Origin of the sequence: Tolypothrix bouteillei VB521301 (assembly GCF_000760695.4) — a bacterium.
Classification (GTDB): Bacteria; Cyanobacteriota; Cyanobacteriia; order Cyanobacteriales; family Nostocaceae; genus Scytonema; species Scytonema bouteillei_A.
Window position 1 is genome coordinate 8294109 of record NZ_JHEG04000001.1, and the last position, 22490, is coordinate 8316598.

Sequence of the window (22490 nt, forward strand, 5' to 3'; positions counted from 1 at the left end):
ATAATTAGTATGGCATTTACACTCACGAACTCAAGTTGGTATGAGCAAGAACTCATTGGAGAATTCATGACAATTGTCAACCAATCTTTTCCAGAAGTACGCGCATTACTCAAATACTGTTCCGTACAACTCGTCCGATCTTTTTGGGGACAATCTCACGCACACCTTCTACCATACATTGCCATCTATTGTCCAAATAACGTGTTTTTATCTGTTAAGGCACAAATCTCTGTGTTTCGACAAGTTGCAAAATATATGGGGTTGGCTGAGGTTGTCTGTTTAAACGCAACGAGCTTGCTGCAAGATCCCAAATCAACGCTCAAGCACGATCGTCCTCAGTTGTGGTTGGAGTTGCAATGGATTGCTGCTGAATCAGCGAATATTTAGTAGCTGACACGAAATCTCTGCCCTGACATAAATATCGGGACGGACACTTTCTTTAAAGGAAATTTCTCTTCATGAGCACAGCGTGTCTGTAAGGTATAGTTTGCGAAGGAGGAAAGCAACGATTAGCTGTCTGTAGTGGGAGACCCATTTACAGTACTGTCACGGTCTCCTCCTCGCAATTTCTTTCCGCACAGAATACCCACTCAGCCTTTACGCGATCGAGGTTTCAAAGTTCCGTGGGGTAGCTTTTAAGGTGACTGAGAATTACCTCAAAGATGAAGCTATCAATCAATAGCTACCATGACATCTGAAGATTTGATAATGGCGTATGCTTGCTTACCTTCAGTCAATTGCAGTTTCTCTGCTGATGACTTTGTAATAATCGCTGTCACTTCTACTCCAGGAGCGACTTCCAGAATGACCTCAGTGTTAACAGATCCTTCAACAACTTTCTTAACAGTTGCTTTAAGAGCGTTACGAGCACTAACTTGCATGGCTATTTTGCCCCCGATAATTTTAACTGTTACACAATACTAGCTGACGCTAGCTTCAGAATTTACCACATTAAGCTTGATACTTGGTTTGCTCGTGACATTTAATTTTTTCTTAAAGATTAAACAACCAACATCGATTGTGACTTGTGTTTTGTCAAAGAATGAAAAATAGATTGATAAATGGATACTCGCTTCTCAATGTTATTGATTGGGTTTACTTTATCCTTCAATCGGGTTTATCCGTAACTTTAAACACATATTTTTACTAACTTAGTTGGTAGAAGTATATATACTGGTTAAATTGGTATTATTGTATTAAAGGTGTGAGGCAAATGTCTGGTCTCGTTAGGAACTCGTTGTGGCTAGCTGCAATCCTGTTAGGAATGAATGCAAATGATACTCATGCAGCAAGCACAAGTTCATCAAGAAATGAAAGTCAAGAAATCAACAATTCATTGGCTCAAACACAAACCCAAGAAGTCTTAGTTTCGCAAGCACAAACGCAGGACAGTTCTTTCTCTGAACCCGTCAAGCTGACGAGCGATCGCCAACAAAAGCGTATTCAGGATTACGACAACAGAAATCCGAATTCTTTAAAAAGTCAAGTCACTTCTGTATCGCAACTTTCTGACGTGCAACCAACAGATTGGGCTTTTGTTGCATTGCAATCATTAGTTGAGCGTTATGGTTGTATTGCAGGGTATCCAAATGGAAGTTACCGAGGCAATAGAGCACTGAATCGTTATGAATTTGCAGCTGGTCTAAATGCCTGTTTGGATAGAGTGAACGAGCTGATTGCCACAAGTACAGCTGAGGCTATGAGAAAGGAAGACTTAGAAACTCTTCAAAGACTGCAACAAGAGTTTGCTGACGGGCTAAAAGAAATACGCGGACGGATAGATGGGTTAGAAGCTCGTTCTGCTGTGGTAGAAAGCCAACAATTTTCCACGACGACAAAGTTAAATGGAGAGGTCATCTTTACTCTAGGGAGTGTATTTGGTGAAGAGAGAGCATTGGACTCTGACCGATGGCGCAGAATTGAGGCTGCTCCTGCGGGACCACAGAGAGAAGCAGCTAGAGCAAATGAATATGCACAGGGGGGAGGACGCGAACTTCAAGATAATCCTATTCTTGCCAATCGCGTCCGCCTGAACTTATTAAGCAGTTTTACAGGCAAAGACCAACTGTTTGCTCGTTTGGAGTCGAATAATACGACTGCGTTTAGTGGAGCAGTTACAGGTACTAATATGACCCGTTTGGGATGGGATGGCGATACTCAGAATGACATTTTGTTAGGTAAGCTCTATTATCGGTTTCCTATAGGCGATAGATTGAATGTGATTGTTGATGCTATAGGCGGAGAATTTTATGACAATTTCAACACCGTCAACCCCTTCTTCTCCTCAGCACCGCAAGGAGCCATATCTCGCTTTGGTCGCTTTTCCCCTATTTACCGGGCTAGTAACACGGGTTCTGCTAGTAACACGGGTTCTGGTGTGAGTGCTATTTTTAAATTGAGCGACTCTGTCACTTTTTCTGCCGGGTATCTTGCCAGAAGAAGCAACGATCCGGGTCAGGGAAGGGGTTTGTTTGATGGAAGTTATGGAGCGCTAGCACAACTCGCTTTCGAGCCCAGTAAAATTTTTACTATTGGTTTGACCTACGCTCACTCTTACTTTAGCGGTACAAATAACGATGTGACAGTTTCAGGTGCATATGGCAGTGCTTTTGCCAACCAGCCCTTTGGTGCTAACGTTGCTACTTCGGCTAACCACTACAGTGTAGAAACAAGTCTTCGTCTTCACCCCAAATTTGCTCTTTCTGGTTGGGTTGGGTATACCCAAGCGATCGCAGAAAATGGTCGTGGTTTAGCCACAGTCAACACAGGTGATAAAGCAGATATTTGGAATTGGGCAGTTACATTAGCCTTTCCCGATCTTGGTAGAAAAGGCAACGTTGGAGGTCTTATCTTTGGTCAACCACCTAAAGTCACTGAAAATGACTTTGGTCCTTCTAACCCCGGTCCTACAACTGCTCGTCGTGAGGACAGCGATACTTCTTTTCACTTAGAAGCGCTGTATCGCTATCAACTCAATCGGAACATTTCTATTACACCTGGTGTTATCGTTATCTTTAATCCAGAACATAACAGTAATAACGATACTATCTACACGGGAGTTCTCCGGACAACATTTCGATTCTGAAGAAAGGAAGAGTCTCAGGGCTCGTTCTTCGCAAAGACACAGGCAAAGATAATTGCACCACAAACTCGCAGCTACAAATTACCAAGAGTATTGGTAGTTTGTCACTCAAATATCAATCTTATCAAGACATTTTTAACACAATGTTGAGACAAAGTTTACATCAGAAGCATATTTTAAATATTGCCTTTATGATAGTCACAATAACCCTCACGGTGTTTGTTGGAAATTTATCAAATCTCTCACAAAGCAGTGCCCAACAGCCAAATACAGTCGCTCTAACCGTATCAGCTGGTGCGGGTTTGAAGCCTGTGCTGGAAGAGATTCAAAAAGCTTATACACATAAGCCACCGAACTTCAAGATTAATTATAATTTTGCTGCTTCTGGTGTTCTGACACGACAAATTGAACAAGGCGCAAAAATAGATATTTTTATTTCAGCTTCTAGTGAAAATATGAATGAACTAAAGGGTCAGGGACTTTTACCAAAAAACTGGGTTTAAAGCCCCGTCCTTCAAGGACGGCTTTACATTATTTTATCTAGCAATATAGCAGATAAAATATGTTATAATCAGGACATGATAGTAAGAGAAGCCAAGCTAAAAAACGGAACCAAAGAGCAATACTTAGCCCTTGATGAGGCTATCAGAACAACGCAGTTTATTAGAAATAAAGCTGTACGGTTTTGGATGGACAATAAAGGAGTTAGTAAAGCTATTTTGTACAACTTATGCAAAGATTTGGCAGCAGAGTTTCCTTTCGCAAAGAAGTTAAACTCTGCTGCTAGACAAGCTAGTGCTGAACGGGCTTGGGCTGCTATCTCTACGTTTTATTCACGATGCAAAAAAGGTTCGGGGAAGAAAGGCTATCCAAAATTCAAAAAACATTGCCGCTCGGTAGAGTACAAAGTTTCGGGATGGAAGTTATCAAGTGATTGTAAATCAATCACCTTCACTGACGGCTTTGAGGCTGGAACTTTTTCTATATTTTGCAACAATGAAACTCAAGAAGACTTGCACAGATTAAAGATTAATCGGGTGCGAGTAATTAGAAAAGCAGACGGTTATTATGCTCAGTTTTGCTTTGATGCTGACCGCAAGGAAACAGGAAAATATACGGGTAACGTTGTTGGGTTAGATTTGGGGTTAAAGTTTTTCACCAAAGATCAACACGATAATGCCGTGATATATCCACAATTCTTGCGTTCGTCAGAAAAGCGATTAAAGAAAGCCCAACGCCGTCTGAGTAAGAAATTCGTCAAGGGTGCTAAACCCCAATCAAAAAACTATCACAGACAAAGGAAAAGACTGGGTAAAATCCATCTAAAAATTCAGAGGCAGCGTCAAGACTGGGCAATTAAGCAAGCTCGGTGCGTAGTCCACTCTAACGATGTGGTTGTCTATGAAGATTTAAAGATTGCCAATATGGTAAAAAATCATCAATTGGCTAAGTCCATTTCTGATGCTGGTTGGTATCAATTCACTCAATGGCTAGACTATTATGGCAAGATTTGGGACAAAGCAGTTGTGGCGGTGTCACCTAACTACACATCACAAGATTGTTCTAATTGCGGTCATAGAGTGAAAAAATCTCTCAGTACCAGAACGCATTCCTGTCCTAAGTGCAAAATTGAACTATGCCGAGATACCAATGCGGCTCTGAACATTTTGCAAAAAGGAATGAAGATACTCGGTACTGAGTGGCAACTAAACGGTACTTCTGGGCAAGAAGAATCCGCCTCTTGCGAGGGAAAGCATGGGGAGAAGACCGCCTCTACTATTGAAGGGAAACTCGATATAGCAAGTGGACTTCTGTGAACCATGAACTAGAATCACCGTGGCTTCAGCCCGGTGAGTATGTCAAATTTTGTAAGGTAGTTCTGTTTATTTCCGCTTACCTACTTATATCTGGCAGTGAAAGTTTATCTTTTGAAACGAAAATCTGGAGCGGAAAGCACATAAATGCGCCTAATGTTACTAATATAACGTCCTCCTCTTGCATCACCAGGGACTACTAGACGGGCGAACCCCTCATTTGTTAGCAATTGTGGACCTAAAGATGGATCGTCGTTTGTTGCATATGCAACTAGCACTTGTTTGTTTTCAAAGTTTGGTTGAATTTCACCCACTGCTATAACGACTTGATAGCAGTCAGTTGCTTCAAGGACAATGTACTGTCGCAGGAAGTTATTTTTCACACTTTCGTCAGGATTTGGTTTTAATCCCCCTGCACTCTCAATAAGTTGCCATAGAAGCACTCCAACGTAGGTATGGGTTTCTTGACCTTGCCCTGTTAGGAAACTAACAGTGACTTCACTTGACGGTAATGACTGAAGATCTGATAGGGTAAAAGTTCTCCAATTTACAACTTGACCGCCCAAACGGAAACGGTCTGAGGGACCAGCAGAACACTCTTTTTGTTGTTCAAAAGTTGCGTCATTATCATTATACGAGTCAGCCAAAGTAGGCTGTCCTAACCCCAACATTGATAGCGTCAGGGACACAAGAGCGATGCGGCGAGTCAAACGCATAAAGTATGTTTCAGCTTTTCATTCAAGGAGGCAGTTTGTCTGTTGCTCATTTCTAGTTGGAACCAGTACAGAGGAAGTCTCTGTTGGAGTTACTACCAACTCTGTAGCTGTTACCAACTTTGTTTATACCACGATACGCGATCGGTCATGCAGCATAAACTTTGCAATTTACTAAAAGTGTGATTCATAGGTATGAGTCCGGGAAAACCAACCCGCACCTTACCTTGGTCGGGAACACTCGTCAACACGGCGATCGCAAACTTAGCACCCTGGCTGCAATCTTGGGATAGCTATCAAGCGACTGTAGCCATGGCAGCAATTAATGCTGTTATTAACCCATCTTTGCCACTTTTAAGCCACCATGTTCACTGTTTGGTTAAAAATTCTGCTTTAACTTTAGTTAACCGATTGGGAAGATACAAACTTTTTCTTCTGTAACAACGCAACACTAGCTGCAAGAAAAATGGCTATACTTTGGTGTTCGGGGACTTTAGTTGAGCGAGAAGGCGCACTAAAGCCATACTTTGCTAGAATACTTTGTCCTGTCGGTGAAAGAATATATTCAGCGAGCTTTGTACCATCAGGATTGGCGTCTTTCAAAACAGTTAAACCATAATCAGCTCTAACGGCTAATTCGTCAGGCAATTCTATCACTTGTAAATTAGGAGAGATTTCAAGTGCTGCTAGGGCGCTAGTGTAATAGGACAAAAAGACATCTGCTTGTTGAGTCTCTTCAAGGAAGTATACTAGGTTGTTTTTTCCGTTTGGAACTGGTGGAGAATTTGGTCCACCTACCAAACGCAAAGCTTTTGCATCAAGCGTTTGAAAGCTTCCTGGTTTTAAGTCATCAATTTTGCGGAATATTTCCTGTGCATAATCCCCAGAAGGATCGGATATGGCTGTTGAAGTACCTAGTTTAATCTCAGGATCTAAAAGCGTATCTACAAGATTCTCCGATGTCACTGATAATCCAGGTCTGACAACTAGAGTCATGCGGTTGCTAGTAAAGTTAACAATGGGATTGCTCAAACCTTGTTCGTACAATTTTTGCGGGTTCCCAATGTCAGCACTGGCAAATACGTCAGGCTTGTCTCCGTTTTCTATGCGTTCTCGCAGCGTTCCAGATGGACCGAATTCTGTTGTTACAGGATTTTTGTACTCTTGTGAGAAGGCGTTAGCAACTTCTGTTAAAGCACCTCTCAAACTTCCGGCTCCATATAAACCGATCGCTTGAGGTTCAGATTGAGATTGACTGCTAAATGTCGCAGCGAAAGCCCTAGTAGGTGTAACACTGGAAATACAAGTGAATACAGAGATAGCAAGTAAAGACTTGCCTATATTATTTGAGCTAAACATATTGAGGCTTATTTGCTTTGTACTTTTTACAACAGGTACTGTGGTCTTTTAACGCTTTTGATTTGATTCCTCCTGTTGTCGCAGAATATACAACAACATTTTTGTATGCTTTTATAAATTACCAGCTAAGTTGGTAAAAAATCAAGAGTGTTTTGGTACCAACCATATTGGTAAAATGATGCAATTGATACAGTTTTATGAAACTACTTCAGTTTTGATACTCTTTAGAGATGGTTACGTCTTCCATTGAAATCTACCAACCAAAATTTTTTCTGTTAATTGCAGGCTTAAGCAGACACTCTGCATTACCTTAAAACTAAGTCTTTCTAATGAACTCTAAATTGTCACAAGTAGCAACCGTAAAAGCCTACCATCTTTCTGGTAGACTTTGCCAACGCATAGACAAAAAATCTAATGTCGCCTTACAAGACTGGCTAACATGGTTTGAGGTCATTGGATATACGATTCAATCAGACTCAGATATCCGAAAAGAGTGGGTAGAAGAAAGCAGCGATTTCAGGGGAATTTTACGCGATCGCCTCTACAAAGCCTTAAAACAGATTAACTCCAAAGTTTCAGCAGATGTACTTCAGAAAGCTATCTCTCAAATTGTCGGCATCCAGAGCGATAACAGAAACATATTTGAAAGCAACAAAATTTTTCATCAATACTTGACTGAAGGTATAGACATTGTGTACCGGGACAATGACCAAATAGTTTCTGAAAAAGTTTGGCTCATCGATCCATCTAATTTACTTAACAATGACTGGTTAGTGACTTATTCAGAGAACCCGATTGAAAGGCGTTTGATTCGCTGTTGGGATACTCTTGTTTTCATCAACGGATTGCCACTTGCATTAATTGTTTGTACTGACACGAGCAGCAGGTATACTACGTTAAAGCAAGTTTATCAGAAATTTCAAGCTGACAAACAACAAAATCCTAAATGGTTGGCCTACAATGAATTTCTAGCGATCGCTTGTGGAGGACGAGCAAGAATTGGTACTTTAACCTCTGATTGGGAAGAGTTTCAACCATGGCGAACCGTTGATGGAGAAAGCTTTTCTCATAAAGAAGAAACAGAATTAGAGATATTGATTCAAGGAATTTTTGACAAGCGGCGATTTACAGAACTGCTCAAACACTTCATTATCTTTGAAAGAAATGGGACTATCATCAATAAACAATTGCGCTGTTATTCTTTTTGTACAGTACCACATCCAAAGGTTATTGGTTTGTAGGGGGCAATGCATTGCGCCGTAAAGTGGGAGCATCCCAATGAGTGAAAAAACACGTTTGCGATTGAAATCGCCGCTATGTAATTTCTCATAACATCATTCTTCTTTTCCTTTTCTCCCTTCCCATGGTGCAAATTTGCGTACTTGCTTCCATATGGGGTTGGTAAAAGTTTTATAAAGTTCTCGTGCGACTTCTAAGATTCCTGCATAACTTTCATAAGACTGGTAGAACGCTCGGCTGATATTGAAAAAAGGAATTGTAGCTGTGAGAGCCACCTCTTGATAGCGATCGCTAGCGATGAACATATCAGCCTTACTTTTCTGGATTATTTGCAATATTTCCTGAGAATACTCTTGTTCCAGAATGATGCTATCCTTACCCAGCAATTCTCTAGTTCGAGCTTTATCCTCTTGACTAACTTTTTGATGAGCGATCGCAATGACTTCCACCCCTAACTTAAGAAGTACCGATATAATTGACCAACTCTTCGCCCCTTGTGGATAAATGACAATGCGCTTGTCCTGAAAGTAAGTACGATATGGTGCAAGGTTCTTATCTATCGCAGCAGTCTCTTGGAGAATTAAGTTTTCTGTACGTTCTTGTAAGCCAGGGTCGTTCAATTTCGCTGCAATGTCCCGCAGGGATTTGTTCACATTTTCTACACCATAAAAAGATGCTTCAATGTAGGGAATACCAAAGCGTTCTTCCATTTTTCTTGCCATCTTCAACCATCCCGATCCACAACTGATAACATTGAGTTTTGCACGGTGGGCATAACATATTTCTTTATAACGAGCATCACCAGTAATTTTTGCCAGAACTTTAATACCGAGTCTCTCTAGTATTGGTACAATATTCCACATTCCACCTGCAATATTGTACTCACCAATCAAGTTAATATCGTAGGGTGTGGTAGATGATGGTTCAGCTGTTCCGATAACTTTTTCTAACAAAGCTTCAGCAGCCAGACGAATACCTAAATGTTTGCTACCAAAAAATCCAGGAGAGTCTACGGAAATGACAGGTATTCTTGTTTGCTCGGAAGCGGCTTTGCAAGCTCCATCAAGGTCATCACCTATTAAGGCAGAGACGCACGTTGAGTAAACAAATACCGCAGAGGGTTTGTATCTTCTTTCTATTTCTAGGATGGCTTTGTACAGCTTTTTTGCTCCTCCAAAGATGATGTCGCTTTCATCCATATCAGTAGTAAAACGAACTTGATATAACATGGAGCCAGAAGAAAGACTGGCTCCATTATGCCAGCAGTTGATGGTGCAACCGCTTGGTCCGTGGATTACATGAGCAGCATCGACAATGGGTACAAGCGCAAACATTGCACCTTCAAAAGTACAATTCTCCCGAACATGATAAGATGCTTGACACGTTTGGCGATCGCCTTGGTATGATGAGCGATCGGGCAAATCGTTGATTTCTCCTTGGCTGATTTTCATGTCTCTAATAATTAGGTAAACCGGGGTCAAAGGTTAAAAAAGGTGGGCTGGTACAGCCAGCCCTATCAAACTAAACAAAATTTCCAGACAAACAACTCTTTTTACCTCTGCGTTCTTTGCATCTAGCACAGTTAATAAATGACTTTTTTACCGCAGAGGTACAGAGAGCACAGAGAGAAGAGCAGAGGCTGTATTACAAGAAAATGGCAAAGGAGAAAAACTTACCTTTTATTCTTCATCCTTTACCCTTTATTCTTTCATTTCTTGTCACCTGCCACGATTTCCACATCGCCTTTTTTAATTGCTTCCAATGCTTCGCCGATCTGGTCTTCCTGCTTTTTCTCAGCCTCTTCTTGAGCTTGAGCAACGTCAGTCAGTTTGGCGGCATTTTCCTCGCTTTCGAGGATACCAAATTCAATTAACAATGCTTCAAGCTCATCCATTTCCAGAGGAGTTGGAACGGCATGGAATGTATTGTTGATAATTTTAGTTGCCAATGTGCGGTATTCATTTGCTTGGTTGCTCTCAGGTGCATACTCGTTCACTGTCATGCGGCGCAACTCTGCATGTTGTACGATGTTGTCGCGAGGAACAAAGTGAATCATTTGCGTGCTCAATCGTCTTGCCAACTCGCTAATGAGATCCCATTCCCGGTCAGTTTTACGGCTGTTACAAATTAAGCCACCCAAGCGCACGCCACCAGAGTGAGCATACTTGAGAATACCCCGAGAAATGTTGTTGGCGGCAAACATTGCCATCATTTCACCGGAAGTCACGATGTAAATTTCTTGGGCTTTACCCTCACGGATTGGCATTGCAAAGCCACCACAAACCACGTCGCCTAACACATCGTAGGAGACAAAATCCAGGTTTTGGTAAGCTCCATTTTCTTCCAAGAAGTTAATAGCAGTGATAATACCGCGACCGGCACAACCTACACCAGGTTCGGGACCGCCGGATTCCACGCATCGAATACCACGGAAACCAGTCAAAACAACTTCTTCAAGTTCTAAATCTTCTACAGCACCCTTTTCAGCAGCTAAGTGCAATACGGTAGTTTGAGCTTTACAGTGCAAAATCAAACGGGTGGAATCTGCTTTCGGGTCACATCCTACAATTAAAATACGCTGACCCATCTCTGCCATAGCAGCAAGAGTATTTTGAGAAGTGGTAGATTTACCAATACCACCTTTACCATAGAATGCTATTTGTCTAATTTTTTCGTCTGACATGATAAGTTTCTCCTACAGTGGTTGAATGGGGAAGATTATGCAAATATCATTTGTGATAAATGCTCAAATACCAAAAGCAAAGGGTTGGGTGAATTTCAAGCTTTCTCAATCCAAAATCCACGCATGGCATTGCTACCCGCTTTTACAGGCTTGACTGATGAAAGAACAAGGCTCTTCGAGCGATCGCAAAAGAGGCGTTCTCGAGTTTACGACAAGACTTTCACGAGGTTAGTTGTTAGCTACCATGTATTATCAAATAAACTTAATAATCATGGTAGCTGTTGTTTAGAGTGATTTTGTCAGCAGGAGCTATGCAGAGTTTTCCCACAACCAACCAATCAATCAATATGACAGACACTCTAAATAGTTGCAACAACTTCCCCGATGTTGTTTATGTTATATCCACCGAGAATTTCTAATTGTGAATGAACAAGCCGATGTTCTAAGGTACTAAGCAATTGCTGCACGGGGGGTTCTTCCAGATATTCCTTCAGAATGACCAAATCATACCGTGATTCACGTAAAGGAATAAATCCCAAACCAAAGATAGCTGCTACAGAGGCTGTGCTCATACCTGCATCAGCAATTCCTGATGCAACAGCACAAGCTACATCTTGATGGCTTTTGACTATACGGTCAAATCCTTTCACAGTATCAAACGGCACCTGAACATCCCGCAATTGTTGTTCCAGCAGCATCCGACTGCCAGAACCCGACTCGCGATTGACAATGTTTGCTCCAGTTTCCACGAGGTCAGTGACAGTTTTGATTCCCATTGGGTTACCTGGTTGGACTAAGATTCCTTCTTCCCAAACACCAAGAGTGATAACAACTGCTGGTCTTTTAGCTAAGGTATCCCGGATGAAGGGAAGGTTATACTCGCCAGTTTGAGGATCGTATAAATGCATCCCAGCGATATGAACTTCACCCCGACACAGACTGTGTAAAGCAGCCATGCTGTTTGCAAAGTTAAATTGAACCCGCAACTTAGGATACCAGCGTTCGGTTGCTTTTGCCCAAAGAGAAAACACGGGTGTGCAACCAGCGATCGCAACTGTATTGTGAAGTTTGTCCAAATCATCTAAAAGCTGGACTTGAACCTTCTTTGTATGTGTTTGGTTTTGAACTTCATCCTCTTGGTGTGACGAGTTGCTTGTACCACGGAACTTTTCTGCAACGACCTCACCATCAGCTGGAATCATATCCATACGAAAAGCGTTTCTCCCAATGAGGGGGTAAGCAACCCATTGTCCCCCAACTCGTGCAAGGCTAACTCGCAATTTTTGGTTGAAGGACACTTCTTTGACAAGAGTTGCTTCAATTTGGGTCAAATCTTGCTCAAACCAGAATAAATCCTCAACTTGACAACCAAGTGCTTTAGCTAAGCGCAATGAAATAGCAACCGAAGGTGCATACTGTCCTGACTCAACACCACTAATAGTCTGACGGGTAACACCAGCTAGGTTTGCCAATTCTTGTTGGCTCATGCCCAAACGGGTTCTGATTGACTTTAAGTTGTTGCGGATATCACTTTCCTGCTTCACTGGCTCTACCTCTCATAAACAGTAAGCTGTAGCGGATTTCGCATAATTTGCCAATGAAGGAACAAACCCTCAATCGCATCTTTCTATCAGAGCGATTCCCACGCTTTAGCGGTTTTGATTTCCCATAATGCAAGACTAACATACACTTTGCCAATTTGCTTGCAATTGCAAAATAAATTTCAAAATTATTTAAAAATCCTTGCGGCACAAAGGTTTGAGAGTTTTTAACGAAGTCAAAACAGACCTCACCCCAAACCCCTCTCCTCCTAGGAGAGGGGCTTCAAAAGCTGATTCTCCTTACAATTGGGTGTAACCCACGCACATGAAAACCGCCATAACTCATAAAATTTTGTTTGGGCGGCAAGTGCTTCTTTTCTCTCTCTGCGTCTGGATCGGTTTAAACATAATTTATTCAACCGCCGAGACGTAGAGTACTCACCCGGTAAGAGGTGAGAAAGCGATCGCTTCGGCTTTCAGTAAACGTCTAATTAGTAGAACTGCATTCAATTCACCCTTAGGGTTGATTTGTTCGCAAGCTTAAATATGTTAGAAATCTACAAAAAATTAATAGTAACTAGCAATATTTACCGATCGCTGGTCACTGAAGGGGTATGACCTTGAAAATCATTGAGTTTTTGTCCTATCTTCGCAGCTTAGACATTCAAGTTTTTCTTGAAGACGATCTCCTTCGCTGTAATGCCCCTCAAGGAACCCTGACACCAATACTGCAAGCTAAGATTCAAGCACAAAAAGCAGAAATTATTGCATTTCTCAAGTCAACTCATGATGCAATCCACCAGACCATTACACCGATAGAACCTATTTCACGCACGGGAACTTTCCCTCTCTCCTTCGCTCAACAACGCTTGTGGTTTCTAGACCAGTTAGTCCCTAACAATCCTTTCTATAATGTCCCGGCTGCATTGCGTCTTACTGGGACACTTGATGTAACAGCGCTGGAACAGACTTTTCAAAAAATCGTACAGCGTCATGAAGCTCTACGGACTATTTTTGTTCTTAGGGATGGGCAACCCGTTCAAATTGTTGTACCTTCTTTAGCGATCGCCTTACCAGTTATTGATTTACAGAAACAACCGCAAGTTGAACGTGAAACTGAAGCCCAAAAGCTGATCACCCAAGAGGCTCAACGTCCTTTTAATTTATCAACTGGTCCTTTACTGCGAATCATGCTGCTGCGGTTGGATCGAGAAGAACATATTTTGGTGCTGAATATGCACCATATTATTTCGGATGGCTGGTCTATTGGAGTCCTGATTCGAGAGATCGCCGCATTCTATACAGCCTGTAGAGACGCTGCGTATGATGTTGCTGCAAATCTACCGGAGTTACCCATCCAATATCCAGACTTTGCACATTGGCAACGTCAATGGTTGCAAGGGATAGGGATGAACAACCGTTCGCCCCTACAAATTCAACTGGATTATTGGCGAAAGCAGTTAGACGGTCTTTCTGTGTTAAGTTTGCCGACCGATAAACCGCGACCAACACATCCAACTTACCGAGGTGCAAGGCAGTTTCTAAAACTCCCGAAAAATCTCAGCCTGGCACTAGAAACTCTTTCGCAGCAGGAAGGGGTTTCTTTGTTTATGACTTTGCTAGCAGCATTCCAAATTCTACTCTACCGCTATACAAACCAAGAAGATATTGCAGTGGGATCGCCCATCGCAAACCGCAATCGCAGCGAAATAGAAGGGTTAATTGGCTTTTTTGTCAATAGCTTAATTCTACGTACTCACTTATCAGGAAACCCAAGTTTTCGCTCGTTGTTGAGTCAAGTCAGGGAGGTGGCTTTAGGCGCATACGCCCATCAAGATTTACCTTTTGAGCAGTTGGTAGAAGAACTGCATCCTGAAAGAAATTTAAATCAGAACCCTTTATTTCAGGTGGTATTCGCGCTGCAAAATGCACCGATGTCAGCATTAGAATTACCAGAATTAACTCTTAAGCCAATACCCTTTGATAGTGCAACAACACGGTTCGATTTAGAATTTCATCTGTGGGAAAGAAACCCTCAAAATGGTTTATGGGTTGATAATTCAGAAGGAATTAGCGGTTTTGTCATTTACAGTACGGATTTGTTTGAAGATGCTACGATTAGCCGAATGTTAGAGCATTTCCAGATATTACTAGAAAATATAGTTGACAATCCAGAACAACGCATTGCCGAAATCCATCTTCTTAGCAAAGCCGAGCAACATCAGTTATTATTGGAATGGAACAACACTGATACTGAATATCCCCAAGATAAATGCATTCATCAACTATTTGAGGAGCAAGTTCAACAACAGCCTGATGCGATTGCATTAGTCTTTGAAGGGATAAAGACGCATCATGACACGTCTCTCCAGTTGACATATGGTGAATTAAACAAACGCAGCAATCAACTGGCACATTATTTAAAAGAGCGGGGTATTGATACAGAAGTTTTGGTGGGGATCTGTGTAGAGCGTTCCCTTGATTATGTCATCGGAATGCTTGCTGTATTAAAAGCAGGTGGTGCATATCTACCTTTAGATCCAGCTTATCCTAGCGAGCGTTTGAGCTTTATGCTTGCAGATGCTGGAGCGTCAATTGTATTGACTCAAGAACGATGGTTGAATCATCTGGGCAAACAAAATTTCCAAGTGATTTGTTTGGATAAAGATTGGGAGAAAATTGCCCAGCAGAGAGAAGATAATCTGACTGGTAAGACCGCAGTTCACAACCTTGCTTATGCCATCTATACTTCAGGCTCTACAGGAAAGCCCAAAGGTGTTGCTATTGAACACAAAGGATTGTTAAATCTTGTTTTTTGGCATCAAAAAGCGTTTGCAATTTCCCCAAATGATAAAGCCACACAAATTTCTGGAGTCGCTTTTGATGCTAGTATATGGGAAATTTTACCTTATCTCAGTGCGGGAGCAAGCCTTTATTTTCCAGATGAAGAAATCAAATATTTTCCAGAAAAACTGCAAGATTGGCTGATCTCAAAAGCCATTACAATTAGCTTTTTACCGACTCCAATAGCCGAAAAACTTTTGTCATTACCATGGTCTGACAATACAGCTTTGCGAATATTGCTGACAGGCGGCGATAAACTGCATCAATATCCAGCGACACCTGTAACATTCCAGGTTGTCAATAATTACGGACCAACTGAGAATACTGTTGTCACAACATCCGGTGAAGTGACTGCTACACAACAAACAAATACAGTACCACCAATCGGTCGTGCGATCGCTAATACAAGAGTGTACGTCCTAAATTCACATTTGCAACCCGTACCCATTGGTGTACCTGGAGAGTTGTACATTGCTGGTGATGGGCTAGCACGAGGGTATCTCAATCATCCTGAATTAACGCAAGCCCAGTTTCTAGAAAACTTGCCAAACATTCCTTTTCTCCCTGAAAAGAAACTTTATAAAACAGGCGATTTAGTCCGCTATAGAGCAGATGGCAATCTTGAATTTTTAGGTCGTCTTGACGAACAAGTCAAAATTCGCGGTTACCGTATTGAATTAGGAGAAATTGAAGCAGCTTTAAATCAACATCCGGCTGTAACGCAAACAGTCGTTGTTGCTCGTGAGGATGCTCCGGGCGAAAAGCATCTTGTAGCTTATGTTGTACTCGCTCGTAACTGTTTGTTGGCATTTTCTACTTCTCAATCCCCAATTTTCCAAGACGAGCAAATTCTGCAATGGCAGATGCTTTATAACGAAACCTACAATCAACAGGCTACAGTTTTAGAGCCAATATTTAATATTACGGGATGGAATAGCAGTTATACAAATCAACCTATTCCACCAGAACAGATGCGGGAGTGGGTGAACAATCAAGTCAATCAAATTCTGGCTCTGCAACCCAAGAAAGTGCTAGAAATTGGTTGTGGAACGGGTTTGTTGCTCTTTAAAATTGCACCTCACTGCATCCAATATTGTGGAACGGACTTTTCCAAGTCTGCACTCAATTACATACATCAGCAACTATCAAATGTAGAAACTAACCCCCTCTCGCCTTCAAATCATGTCAAATTGTTTGAAAAAGAAGCGACGGATTTTGAAGGAATCGAAGCAGGGACTTTTGATGCGATCGTTCTCAACTCAGTCGTGCAATATTTTCCCAGTATTGAATATCTTTTACAGGTGTTAGAAGGTGCTGTGCGTACCACTGCGCCTAGCGGTTTTATATTTATAGGAGATGTCCGCAGTTTGCCCTTACTGCAAGCCTTTCATGCATCGGTACAACTATATCAAGCAGAACCCGCCCTGACGCGAGAAAAGCTGCTACAGAGGGTACAAATGCAAGTTTTTCAAGAAACAGAGTTAGTTATCGATCCAGCTTTTTTCCATGCATTAAGGCAGCACTTTCCAGAAATTAGCAGTGTCGAGATTCAATTGATGCGGGGATACTCGCAAAACGAATTAACTCAATTTCGTTATAACGTTATTCTTCATATTGGTGTTGCAACAAATCCCTCTGACTCACTCGGTAACGCAGGGCTTGAGAATTCTCCTGCTTTTCAACAGGAACGGAGGGAATGGATCGACTGGAATAGCGATCGCTTAACACTTTCCGCACTGCGTCAACTATTAACTGAGGAGCAACTAGAAACTGTAAGTATCACCAACGTGCCAAATGCAAGAGTCATAGCCGCTGTAAAAACAGCACAATGGTTGTCAGGCGCAGAAGATTTTAAAACGGTGGCTCAAATGCGAGAGGCGTTGCAAAGCTTCCATAATGTAGGAATCGATCCAGAAGATTTTTATCTTCTAGGTGAAGGTTTGCCTTACAAAGTTAATATCAGTTGGTCGGATGCAAATCATGAAGGATGCTACGACGTAGTTTTTATCAAACAAGGGAGCCATATAACAACTTCTCAAGCCAACTCTTCCTCACGTCTGTGGCATTCTTACGCAAATAATCCCTTACAAGCAACAGCAGCACGTCAATTGGTACCGCAATTACGGATGTATACAGCACAAAAGCTACCTGAGTATATGGTTCCATCAGCTTTTGTTGTCCTAGACTCTCTACCTTTAACGCCTAACGGTAAAATTGACTACCGAGCTTTATCTATACCTAACAATATAAAACCAGAATTAGCAAGTGGTTATATTGCTCCTCAGACTGAAGTTGAAAAAGTACTGATAAAAATTTTTGCAGATGTTTTGGGAATTAAGCGATTGAGTATCCGCGATAACTTTTTTGAATTGGGCGGTCATTCGTTACTTGCAACTCAAATCGTTTCTAGAGTGAGGGACGCTTTTAAGGTAGAGTTACCTTTGCGTAGCCTGTTTGAAGCACCGACAATTACAGAATTATCTCAGGTAATAGAAAATTTAAAAGATGGCAAAGAAAAAAATCAAGCTCCAGCTTTAGTTCCACTTTCTCGTGAGAGTCGGCGGATGAAGTTATCTTCTTTAAGAAAAGATAGCCTATGAGCATCCGTAATAGGTTAAGGAAATTGAACTCTCAAGAGGAGCAAAGGTTTCAGGAAGAAATTGGTACACTAAAAGAACAAGACAAAGAGGGAATTATGGAAATTGTTACTAGTTGGGAAAGACGAGCAACATTACAGGCAACACAATCTCTTGGCTTCTGTCCACAAGTTGTGATGCTCAATAAATCCAGATTTTTTCATAAAAATTTATACATGAACAAAAATTAGTTATGAGCGGATGGGGAGTTGAATAATAAACTCAGTTCCTTTACCAAGAGTCGAGAAACATTCCAATTTGCCTTTATGTTTTTCGGTAATAATTTGATAGCTAATTGCCATACCCATACCTGTTCCTTTACCTACAGGTTTAGTGGTGAAGAAGGGGTCAAAGATGCGGTTTTGCACTTGTTGGGTCATTCCCGGTCCATTGTCTGCTACTGAAATTTCTATCCACTGGATATCTTTCACTGCTGTACGGATAGTAATCTGGCTGGGGTTTTCCTCGATCTGTTGATACGTGCGTTTGGCATTCACCTCTTCCAAAGCATCTATCGCATTCACTAAAATATTCATTAACACTTGATTGAGTTGTCCGGGATAGCATTCTATTTGGGGTAAGGAACCATAGTCTCTCTTCACTTCAATAGCCCGACATTCTGGTTTGTCCTTTAAACGGTGTTGCAGAATCAACAGCGTACTTTCAATTCCCTCATGAATGTCCACAGTTTTAAACTCCGCTTCATCCATGCGGGAAAAGTTTCGTAGCGATAGCACAATGCTACGAATTCTATCAGTTCCCATTTTCATAGAAGCCAACATCTTCTGCAAATCCTCAACCAGAAACTCTAAGTCAATTTCCTCTGCTAGCGCTTGAATCTCTGGATCGTTGCTTAGATAGCGTTGCTGATAAAGCTGTAGCATCCTCAACAAATCTTGCATATATTTGTTGAGGTGGCTAATATTACCGTGAATAAAATTAACTGGGTTATTGATTTCATGGGCGACACCTGCAACCAGTTGACCCAAACTAGACATTTTTTCACTTTGAATCATTTGGAATTGGGTGTGTTGAAGTTCTTGGAGAGCATTTTTTAATTCCAGAGTGCGTTTGTCAACTCGTTGCTCTAATTCTTCATTTGCTTGTTGAAGTTCCAAGGCTGCTTGTCTGTTTTCATGAATAACCGCAGACAATAGCAAGGTTGATAACGCAATGACTCCTACAAAAGATTGTAGTAGGACTAAAGATTCATTCACTGATGGTCGGACAAATGACCCAAAACCTTTAGCGGTTCCCCAAATTGCAATTCCTGACATAATGACTATCAACAGAGTAACTTCCTTATGTTGAAAGCGAAATGCCGACCATGCCAATAGGGGAATCAGCATATACTCTACTGAATATTCTCCGCTAAATGCCACGTAAGTAATGACAGCTGTTAGGAATAGTAAAAGAGCAAGCTCGATAATCCAGAATTTCCTAAACTGTCTCAATTGTCTGGAGCGCTTGCTCCAAGTCAACAGTACTGGTGTTACTAGAAGCATACTGATGACAATTGATGTCCACCAAGACCACCAACTTTCTCCATAAGCTGTCCAAGAAGCAACACCATTCAGACAGAGAACGGTTGTAGCAAGAGTTGTAGTCAATAAGGGGAAAGCCATGATGACTCCCACAAACTTAAACACATCTTGAGAGCGATTCAAAAAATAGTAATGTCCGATGAAATGATAGATACCAAAAGTCACAAGCAGTGGATCGAACAGGTCGATTATTGAAATGGAAACGCTAACTAAAAAATTTTGATAAATTAAGAAGGAGTTGATCAGCAATTCACTTAACAAGATAGCAGGCCAAATGCGATACCCCAGCAATAAAACCGCTGATAAGTAAATGCCAGCTGTAGGCCAAACCACTGTTACACCATTCTTGAAAGCCAGTGATAAGGCTACTTTACTAACACAAAAGTGAATAACAGGCAAAGCCAGTATAGTCAAGAACACTGTCCGGTCTGAGGCAATTGGTAAGCGCGGTTTCATACTTTCAAGAGTAAAAATTTCATGTGGCAAAACAGATGCCACAGTATACTTACTTAGAATTCCCTAAAAAACTAGCTAATTAACACTGAACCAGTGTTTGCCACGACGTTAATACATATTGATAACAGCAACAAAGTATAAATGTTCGGTACACGTTTAGCTATAGATGGCTTGGTAGTTACTCGGATTATTCATACCCTTAATCAAGACAGCGTAAATTATCCATCTTTTCAGTCACCTACAAACGAGTACAACGAGGCAAAAGTCAAAAGAAAGCACTCTTATGTTGTCAGCTGTTTGGTTCTAGTCTATTGCGATCGCTCCCTAACACAGTAAAATTACTTAGGTTTTTCTATTTCTTCATTCGCACCACTAATCTTTACCCGCCTAGAAGTAACCATAATAACAATCTAAGTACCCACACCTCCCACAAGCGTTCCATGTGCTAAAAAATTATTTGATTCCGTAGTAAATGCCAGCAAGTCTTTGAGGAGGTAAACTACCGCCATGCTATTATTGCTCAATTTTGTATTGCTACCATCAACCAAAATCTATCAAGTACAGGTAAGTACTTTGGCTGAATGTTATTTTACTAACAGCTTTAACTCAACACTTATAGGAAAACTTTAAGATGTACAGATTGAAACTCGACCCCAAGACGCGTATTTCTTATACATATTTCTTAATATCTACAGCCTGGATTGTTGTCACAGATATCTTGTTTGCTAAAGGAGATTTTCGGCAAGCAGTCTATCAATCTTGTAAAGGATTGCTGTTTGCAGCTATTACAGCCTATCTACTCTATCTTCTGATTGACAAGCATTATGGAGCAAAGCAAAAGATTCAGAGAGAACGGAATGAAGCTATAGAAACTTACACCCAATTGTTTGAACAACATGGGCTTCCCCAACTGCTTATCGATCCTTTGCATGGCAAGATAGTACAGGCAAATGATGCAGCTGCGACCTTCTATGGTTGGAGTCAGGAAACACTCTGCTCAATGAGCATTTCTGAAATTAATCTCTTGAGTGAAGATGAGGTATTTTATGAAATGGCTGCGGCGCGATCGCAACGTCGCAATCATTTTAAATTTATTCATTGTCGGGCTAACGGTGAGACTCGTGATGTTGAGGTTTACTCACATCCGGTGCAATTACACGGGCAAAAACTGCTTTATTCCATTATTGTTGATGTATCTGAGAAAAAGCAAGCTCAAGTTGCGCTTTTACGGTATAATCAATTGCTCAAATCGCTGGTTGCATCTATCCGAGCCATAATACGACATCGCGATCGTCAAGGAATTGCAGATGCTGTCACGCAAGCATTGGTTGAACAAGGAAAGTATGCAATGGCATGGATTGGAGAAGTACCGGACAATCCCTCAATACCGATCGCACTGCTTTCCAAATGGGGTGACACTGGAGGTTATCTCGATCGGCTCGAAATCACTTGGGACAATACAGAGACAGCTGAAGGACCAACGGGGAGAGCAATAAAACTGGGTAAGCCTCAAACTTCTAGAGATATTAATAATGATGAGAGTTATAAGGTGTGGCGTCAGTCAGCTTTAAATAGTGGTTTTCGTTCATCAGCCGCTTTCCCCCTATTTCATACAGGTCGAGTTGTGGCTGTACTCAACCTTTATTCAAGCGAATCCAATGTCTTTGATGATGAAGAAATGTATTACCTTGAAGCGTTAGCAGGAGATTTATCTCGTGCTCTGTTTATGACTGAAAGCCTACTTGAATATGAGAGAATTGATGCTGAAAGACTCGCAGCTATTTCTCGTTCTAAAGAAGCTTTGCTAGAAGCAGTGGCTGCGCTATCGGAAACGCTTGAGGTCCGTGACCCCTACACAGCAGGTCACCAACGGCGTGTGGCTTGGCTGGCGATCGCGATAGGCAGACAGTTAGGATTAACGACACAGAGGTTAGAAGCCCTTAATATAGCTGCTCTCCTTCACGATATTGGTAAAATTTCCATACCATCTGAGATTCTCTCAAAACCAAGTCGGCTCAGTCTTATTGAGTTTGAACTGATTAAACAACATCCTCAGGTAGGAGAGGAGATTTTAAGAAAAGTTTCCTTTGAATGGCCCATAGCAACTATTGTCGGTCAACACCACGAGCGCGTAGATGGAACTGGATATCCGCGTGGTTTAATAGGTGAAGAAATTATGGAAGAATCCCGTATCTTATCTGTTGCCGATGTCATGGAAGCTATGATATCCCACAGACCCTACCGTCCGGGGTTATCGTTAGAGCACGCTTGCCTGGAACTGGAAAGTAATATAGATAAGAAATATGATGTCAATGTTGTGAATGCTTGTATAAAAATCATGAGAGAAGGTGGTTACCAATATCTGGGAATGTCTGGAGAACCAACAGATTCCATTTGGCTAAAATGTATTCCTTGAGATTCTGTCCCTTGCTAGAGGGAATAGCAGTTGTCTCTAGTCTTAACTTGTCTAAGTAATACCATTTTGGATGAGTGGATGAATGGATTGAGGAAGCCGTGCTTAGACTTCATCTCAATCAACTATCTGTCGCATTCTTTTTCAATTTGGTGTAAGTGAGTTT

17 protein-coding genes are annotated in these 22490 nt (G+C 41.5%); 10 read left to right on the forward strand and 7 right to left on the reverse strand.

The genetic code is table 11. The annotated features are described in order from the left end of the window. The first annotated feature begins 9 nt into the window (after nt 1–9). Entirely contained in the window at nt 10–387 is a 378-nt protein-coding gene (locus tag HC643_RS33945) for a hypothetical protein (RefSeq protein WP_038082321.1), read from the forward strand. Nucleotides 388–671: 284 nt separating this feature from the next. On the opposite strand, the gene HC643_RS33950 is transcribed toward HC643_RS33945, so the two are convergent. Beyond that, on the reverse strand, nt 672–881 hold the full coding sequence (locus HC643_RS33950) for a TOBE domain-containing protein (protein WP_038082320.1): 210 nt from the start codon (nt 879–881) through the stop codon (nt 672–674). 332 nt (nt 882–1213) lie between these two features. Here HC643_RS33950 and HC643_RS33955 point away from each other — a divergent pair, with 332 nt between their 5' ends. The 3 genes from HC643_RS33955 (at nt 1214) to HC643_RS33965 (ending at nt 4899) form a co-directional block, all read left to right on the forward strand. Beyond that, nucleotides 1214–3085: an iron uptake porin gene (locus HC643_RS33955; protein ID WP_038082319.1), complete on the forward strand. Its 1872-nt coding sequence runs from the start codon at nt 1214–1216 to the stop codon at nt 3083–3085. A gap of 140 nt (nt 3086–3225) precedes the next feature. Beyond that, nucleotides 3226–3585, forward strand: a complete 360-nt coding sequence (locus tag HC643_RS33960; protein WP_082051921.1) for a molybdate ABC transporter substrate-binding protein — start codon at nt 3226–3228, stop codon at nt 3583–3585. A 75-nt stretch (nt 3586–3660) separates the two neighbouring features. Then, the gene (locus HC643_RS33965; protein WP_050045131.1) at nt 3661–4899 is read left to right on the forward strand and encodes an RNA-guided endonuclease InsQ/TnpB family protein; all 1239 of its coding nucleotides are present in this window, start codon (nt 3661–3663) and stop codon (nt 4897–4899) included. Nucleotides 4900–5003: 104 nt separating this feature from the next. Here HC643_RS33965 and HC643_RS33970 read toward each other — a convergent pair whose 3' ends face one another. After that, nucleotides 5004–5612: a molybdopterin-dependent oxidoreductase gene (locus HC643_RS33970; RefSeq protein WP_038089175.1), complete on the reverse strand. Its 609-nt coding sequence runs from the start codon at nt 5610–5612 to the stop codon at nt 5004–5006. Between the two features lie 192 nt (nt 5613–5804). Here HC643_RS33970 and HC643_RS33975 point away from each other — a divergent pair, with 192 nt between their 5' ends. Further along, nucleotides 5805–6050 (forward strand): DUF4213 domain-containing protein, encoded by a 246-nt coding sequence (locus HC643_RS33975; RefSeq protein WP_237266008.1) that lies wholly within the window; start codon nt 5805–5807, stop codon nt 6048–6050. Here HC643_RS33975 and HC643_RS33980 read toward each other — a convergent pair. Beyond that, nucleotides 6009–6968, reverse strand: a complete 960-nt coding sequence (locus HC643_RS33980) for a molybdate ABC transporter substrate-binding protein (RefSeq protein ID WP_167844806.1) — start codon at nt 6966–6968, stop codon at nt 6009–6011. The two genes, HC643_RS33975 and HC643_RS33980, sit on opposite strands and share 42 nt — an antisense overlap. A 329-nt stretch (nt 6969–7297) precedes the next feature. Between HC643_RS33980 and HC643_RS33985 the strand changes: the two genes are divergently transcribed. Continuing rightward, nucleotides 7298–8209 (forward strand): type I restriction endonuclease, encoded by a 912-nt coding sequence (locus tag HC643_RS33985; RefSeq protein ID WP_038089180.1) that lies wholly within the window; start codon nt 7298–7300, stop codon nt 8207–8209. Between the two features lie 93 nt (nt 8210–8302). Here HC643_RS33985 and nifE read toward each other — a convergent pair whose 3' ends face one another. From nifE to HC643_RS34000, 3 genes are all read right to left on the reverse strand, one after another. After that, nucleotides 8303–9658 carry a nitrogenase iron-molybdenum cofactor biosynthesis protein NifE gene (nifE, locus tag HC643_RS33990; protein WP_038089183.1) on the reverse strand — a complete coding sequence of 452 codons (1356 nt, stop codon included), beginning with the start codon at nt 9656–9658 and terminating at the stop codon, nt 8303–8305. Nucleotides 9659–9915: 257 nt separating this feature from the next. Next, nucleotides 9916–10890 carry a nitrogenase iron protein gene (gene nifH, locus HC643_RS33995; protein WP_038089186.1) on the reverse strand — a complete coding sequence of 325 codons (975 nt, stop codon included), beginning with the start codon at nt 10888–10890 and terminating at the stop codon, nt 9916–9918. Nucleotides 10891–11249: 359 nt separating this feature from the next. Then, the gene (locus HC643_RS34000; protein WP_038089190.1) at nt 11250–12434 is read right to left on the reverse strand and encodes a substrate-binding domain-containing protein; all 1185 of its coding nucleotides are present in this window, start codon (nt 12432–12434) and stop codon (nt 11250–11252) included. Nucleotides 12435–13045: 611 nt separating this feature from the next. Between HC643_RS34000 and HC643_RS34005 the strand changes: the two genes are divergently transcribed. Beyond that, the gene (locus tag HC643_RS34005) at nt 13046–17875 is read left to right on the forward strand and encodes a non-ribosomal peptide synthetase (protein ID WP_038089192.1); all 4830 of its coding nucleotides are present in this window, start codon (nt 13046–13048) and stop codon (nt 17873–17875) included. A 23-nt stretch (nt 17876–17898) separates the two neighbouring features. Next, nucleotides 17899–18102 carry a hypothetical protein gene (locus HC643_RS34010; protein ID WP_237266009.1) on the forward strand — a complete coding sequence of 68 codons (204 nt, stop codon included), beginning with the start codon at nt 17899–17901 and terminating at the stop codon, nt 18100–18102. Here the strand turns inward: HC643_RS34010 and HC643_RS34015 are convergent, their stop codons facing one another. Then, nucleotides 18103–19911, reverse strand: a complete 1809-nt coding sequence (locus HC643_RS34015; RefSeq protein WP_038089199.1) for an MASE1 domain-containing protein — start codon at nt 19909–19911, stop codon at nt 18103–18105. A gap of 141 nt (nt 19912–20052) precedes the next feature. Between HC643_RS34015 and HC643_RS34020 the strand changes: the two genes are divergently transcribed. Beyond that, nucleotides 20053–20247 (forward strand): hypothetical protein, encoded by a 195-nt coding sequence (locus tag HC643_RS34020; RefSeq protein ID WP_137986549.1) that lies wholly within the window; start codon nt 20053–20055, stop codon nt 20245–20247. Between the two features lie 295 nt (nt 20248–20542). Beyond that, nucleotides 20543–22327, forward strand: coding sequence for an HD domain-containing phosphohydrolase (locus HC643_RS34025; RefSeq protein ID WP_050046551.1), 1785 nt, complete (start codon nt 20543–20545; stop codon nt 22325–22327). The last annotated feature ends 163 nt before the right edge of the window (nt 22328–22490 follow it).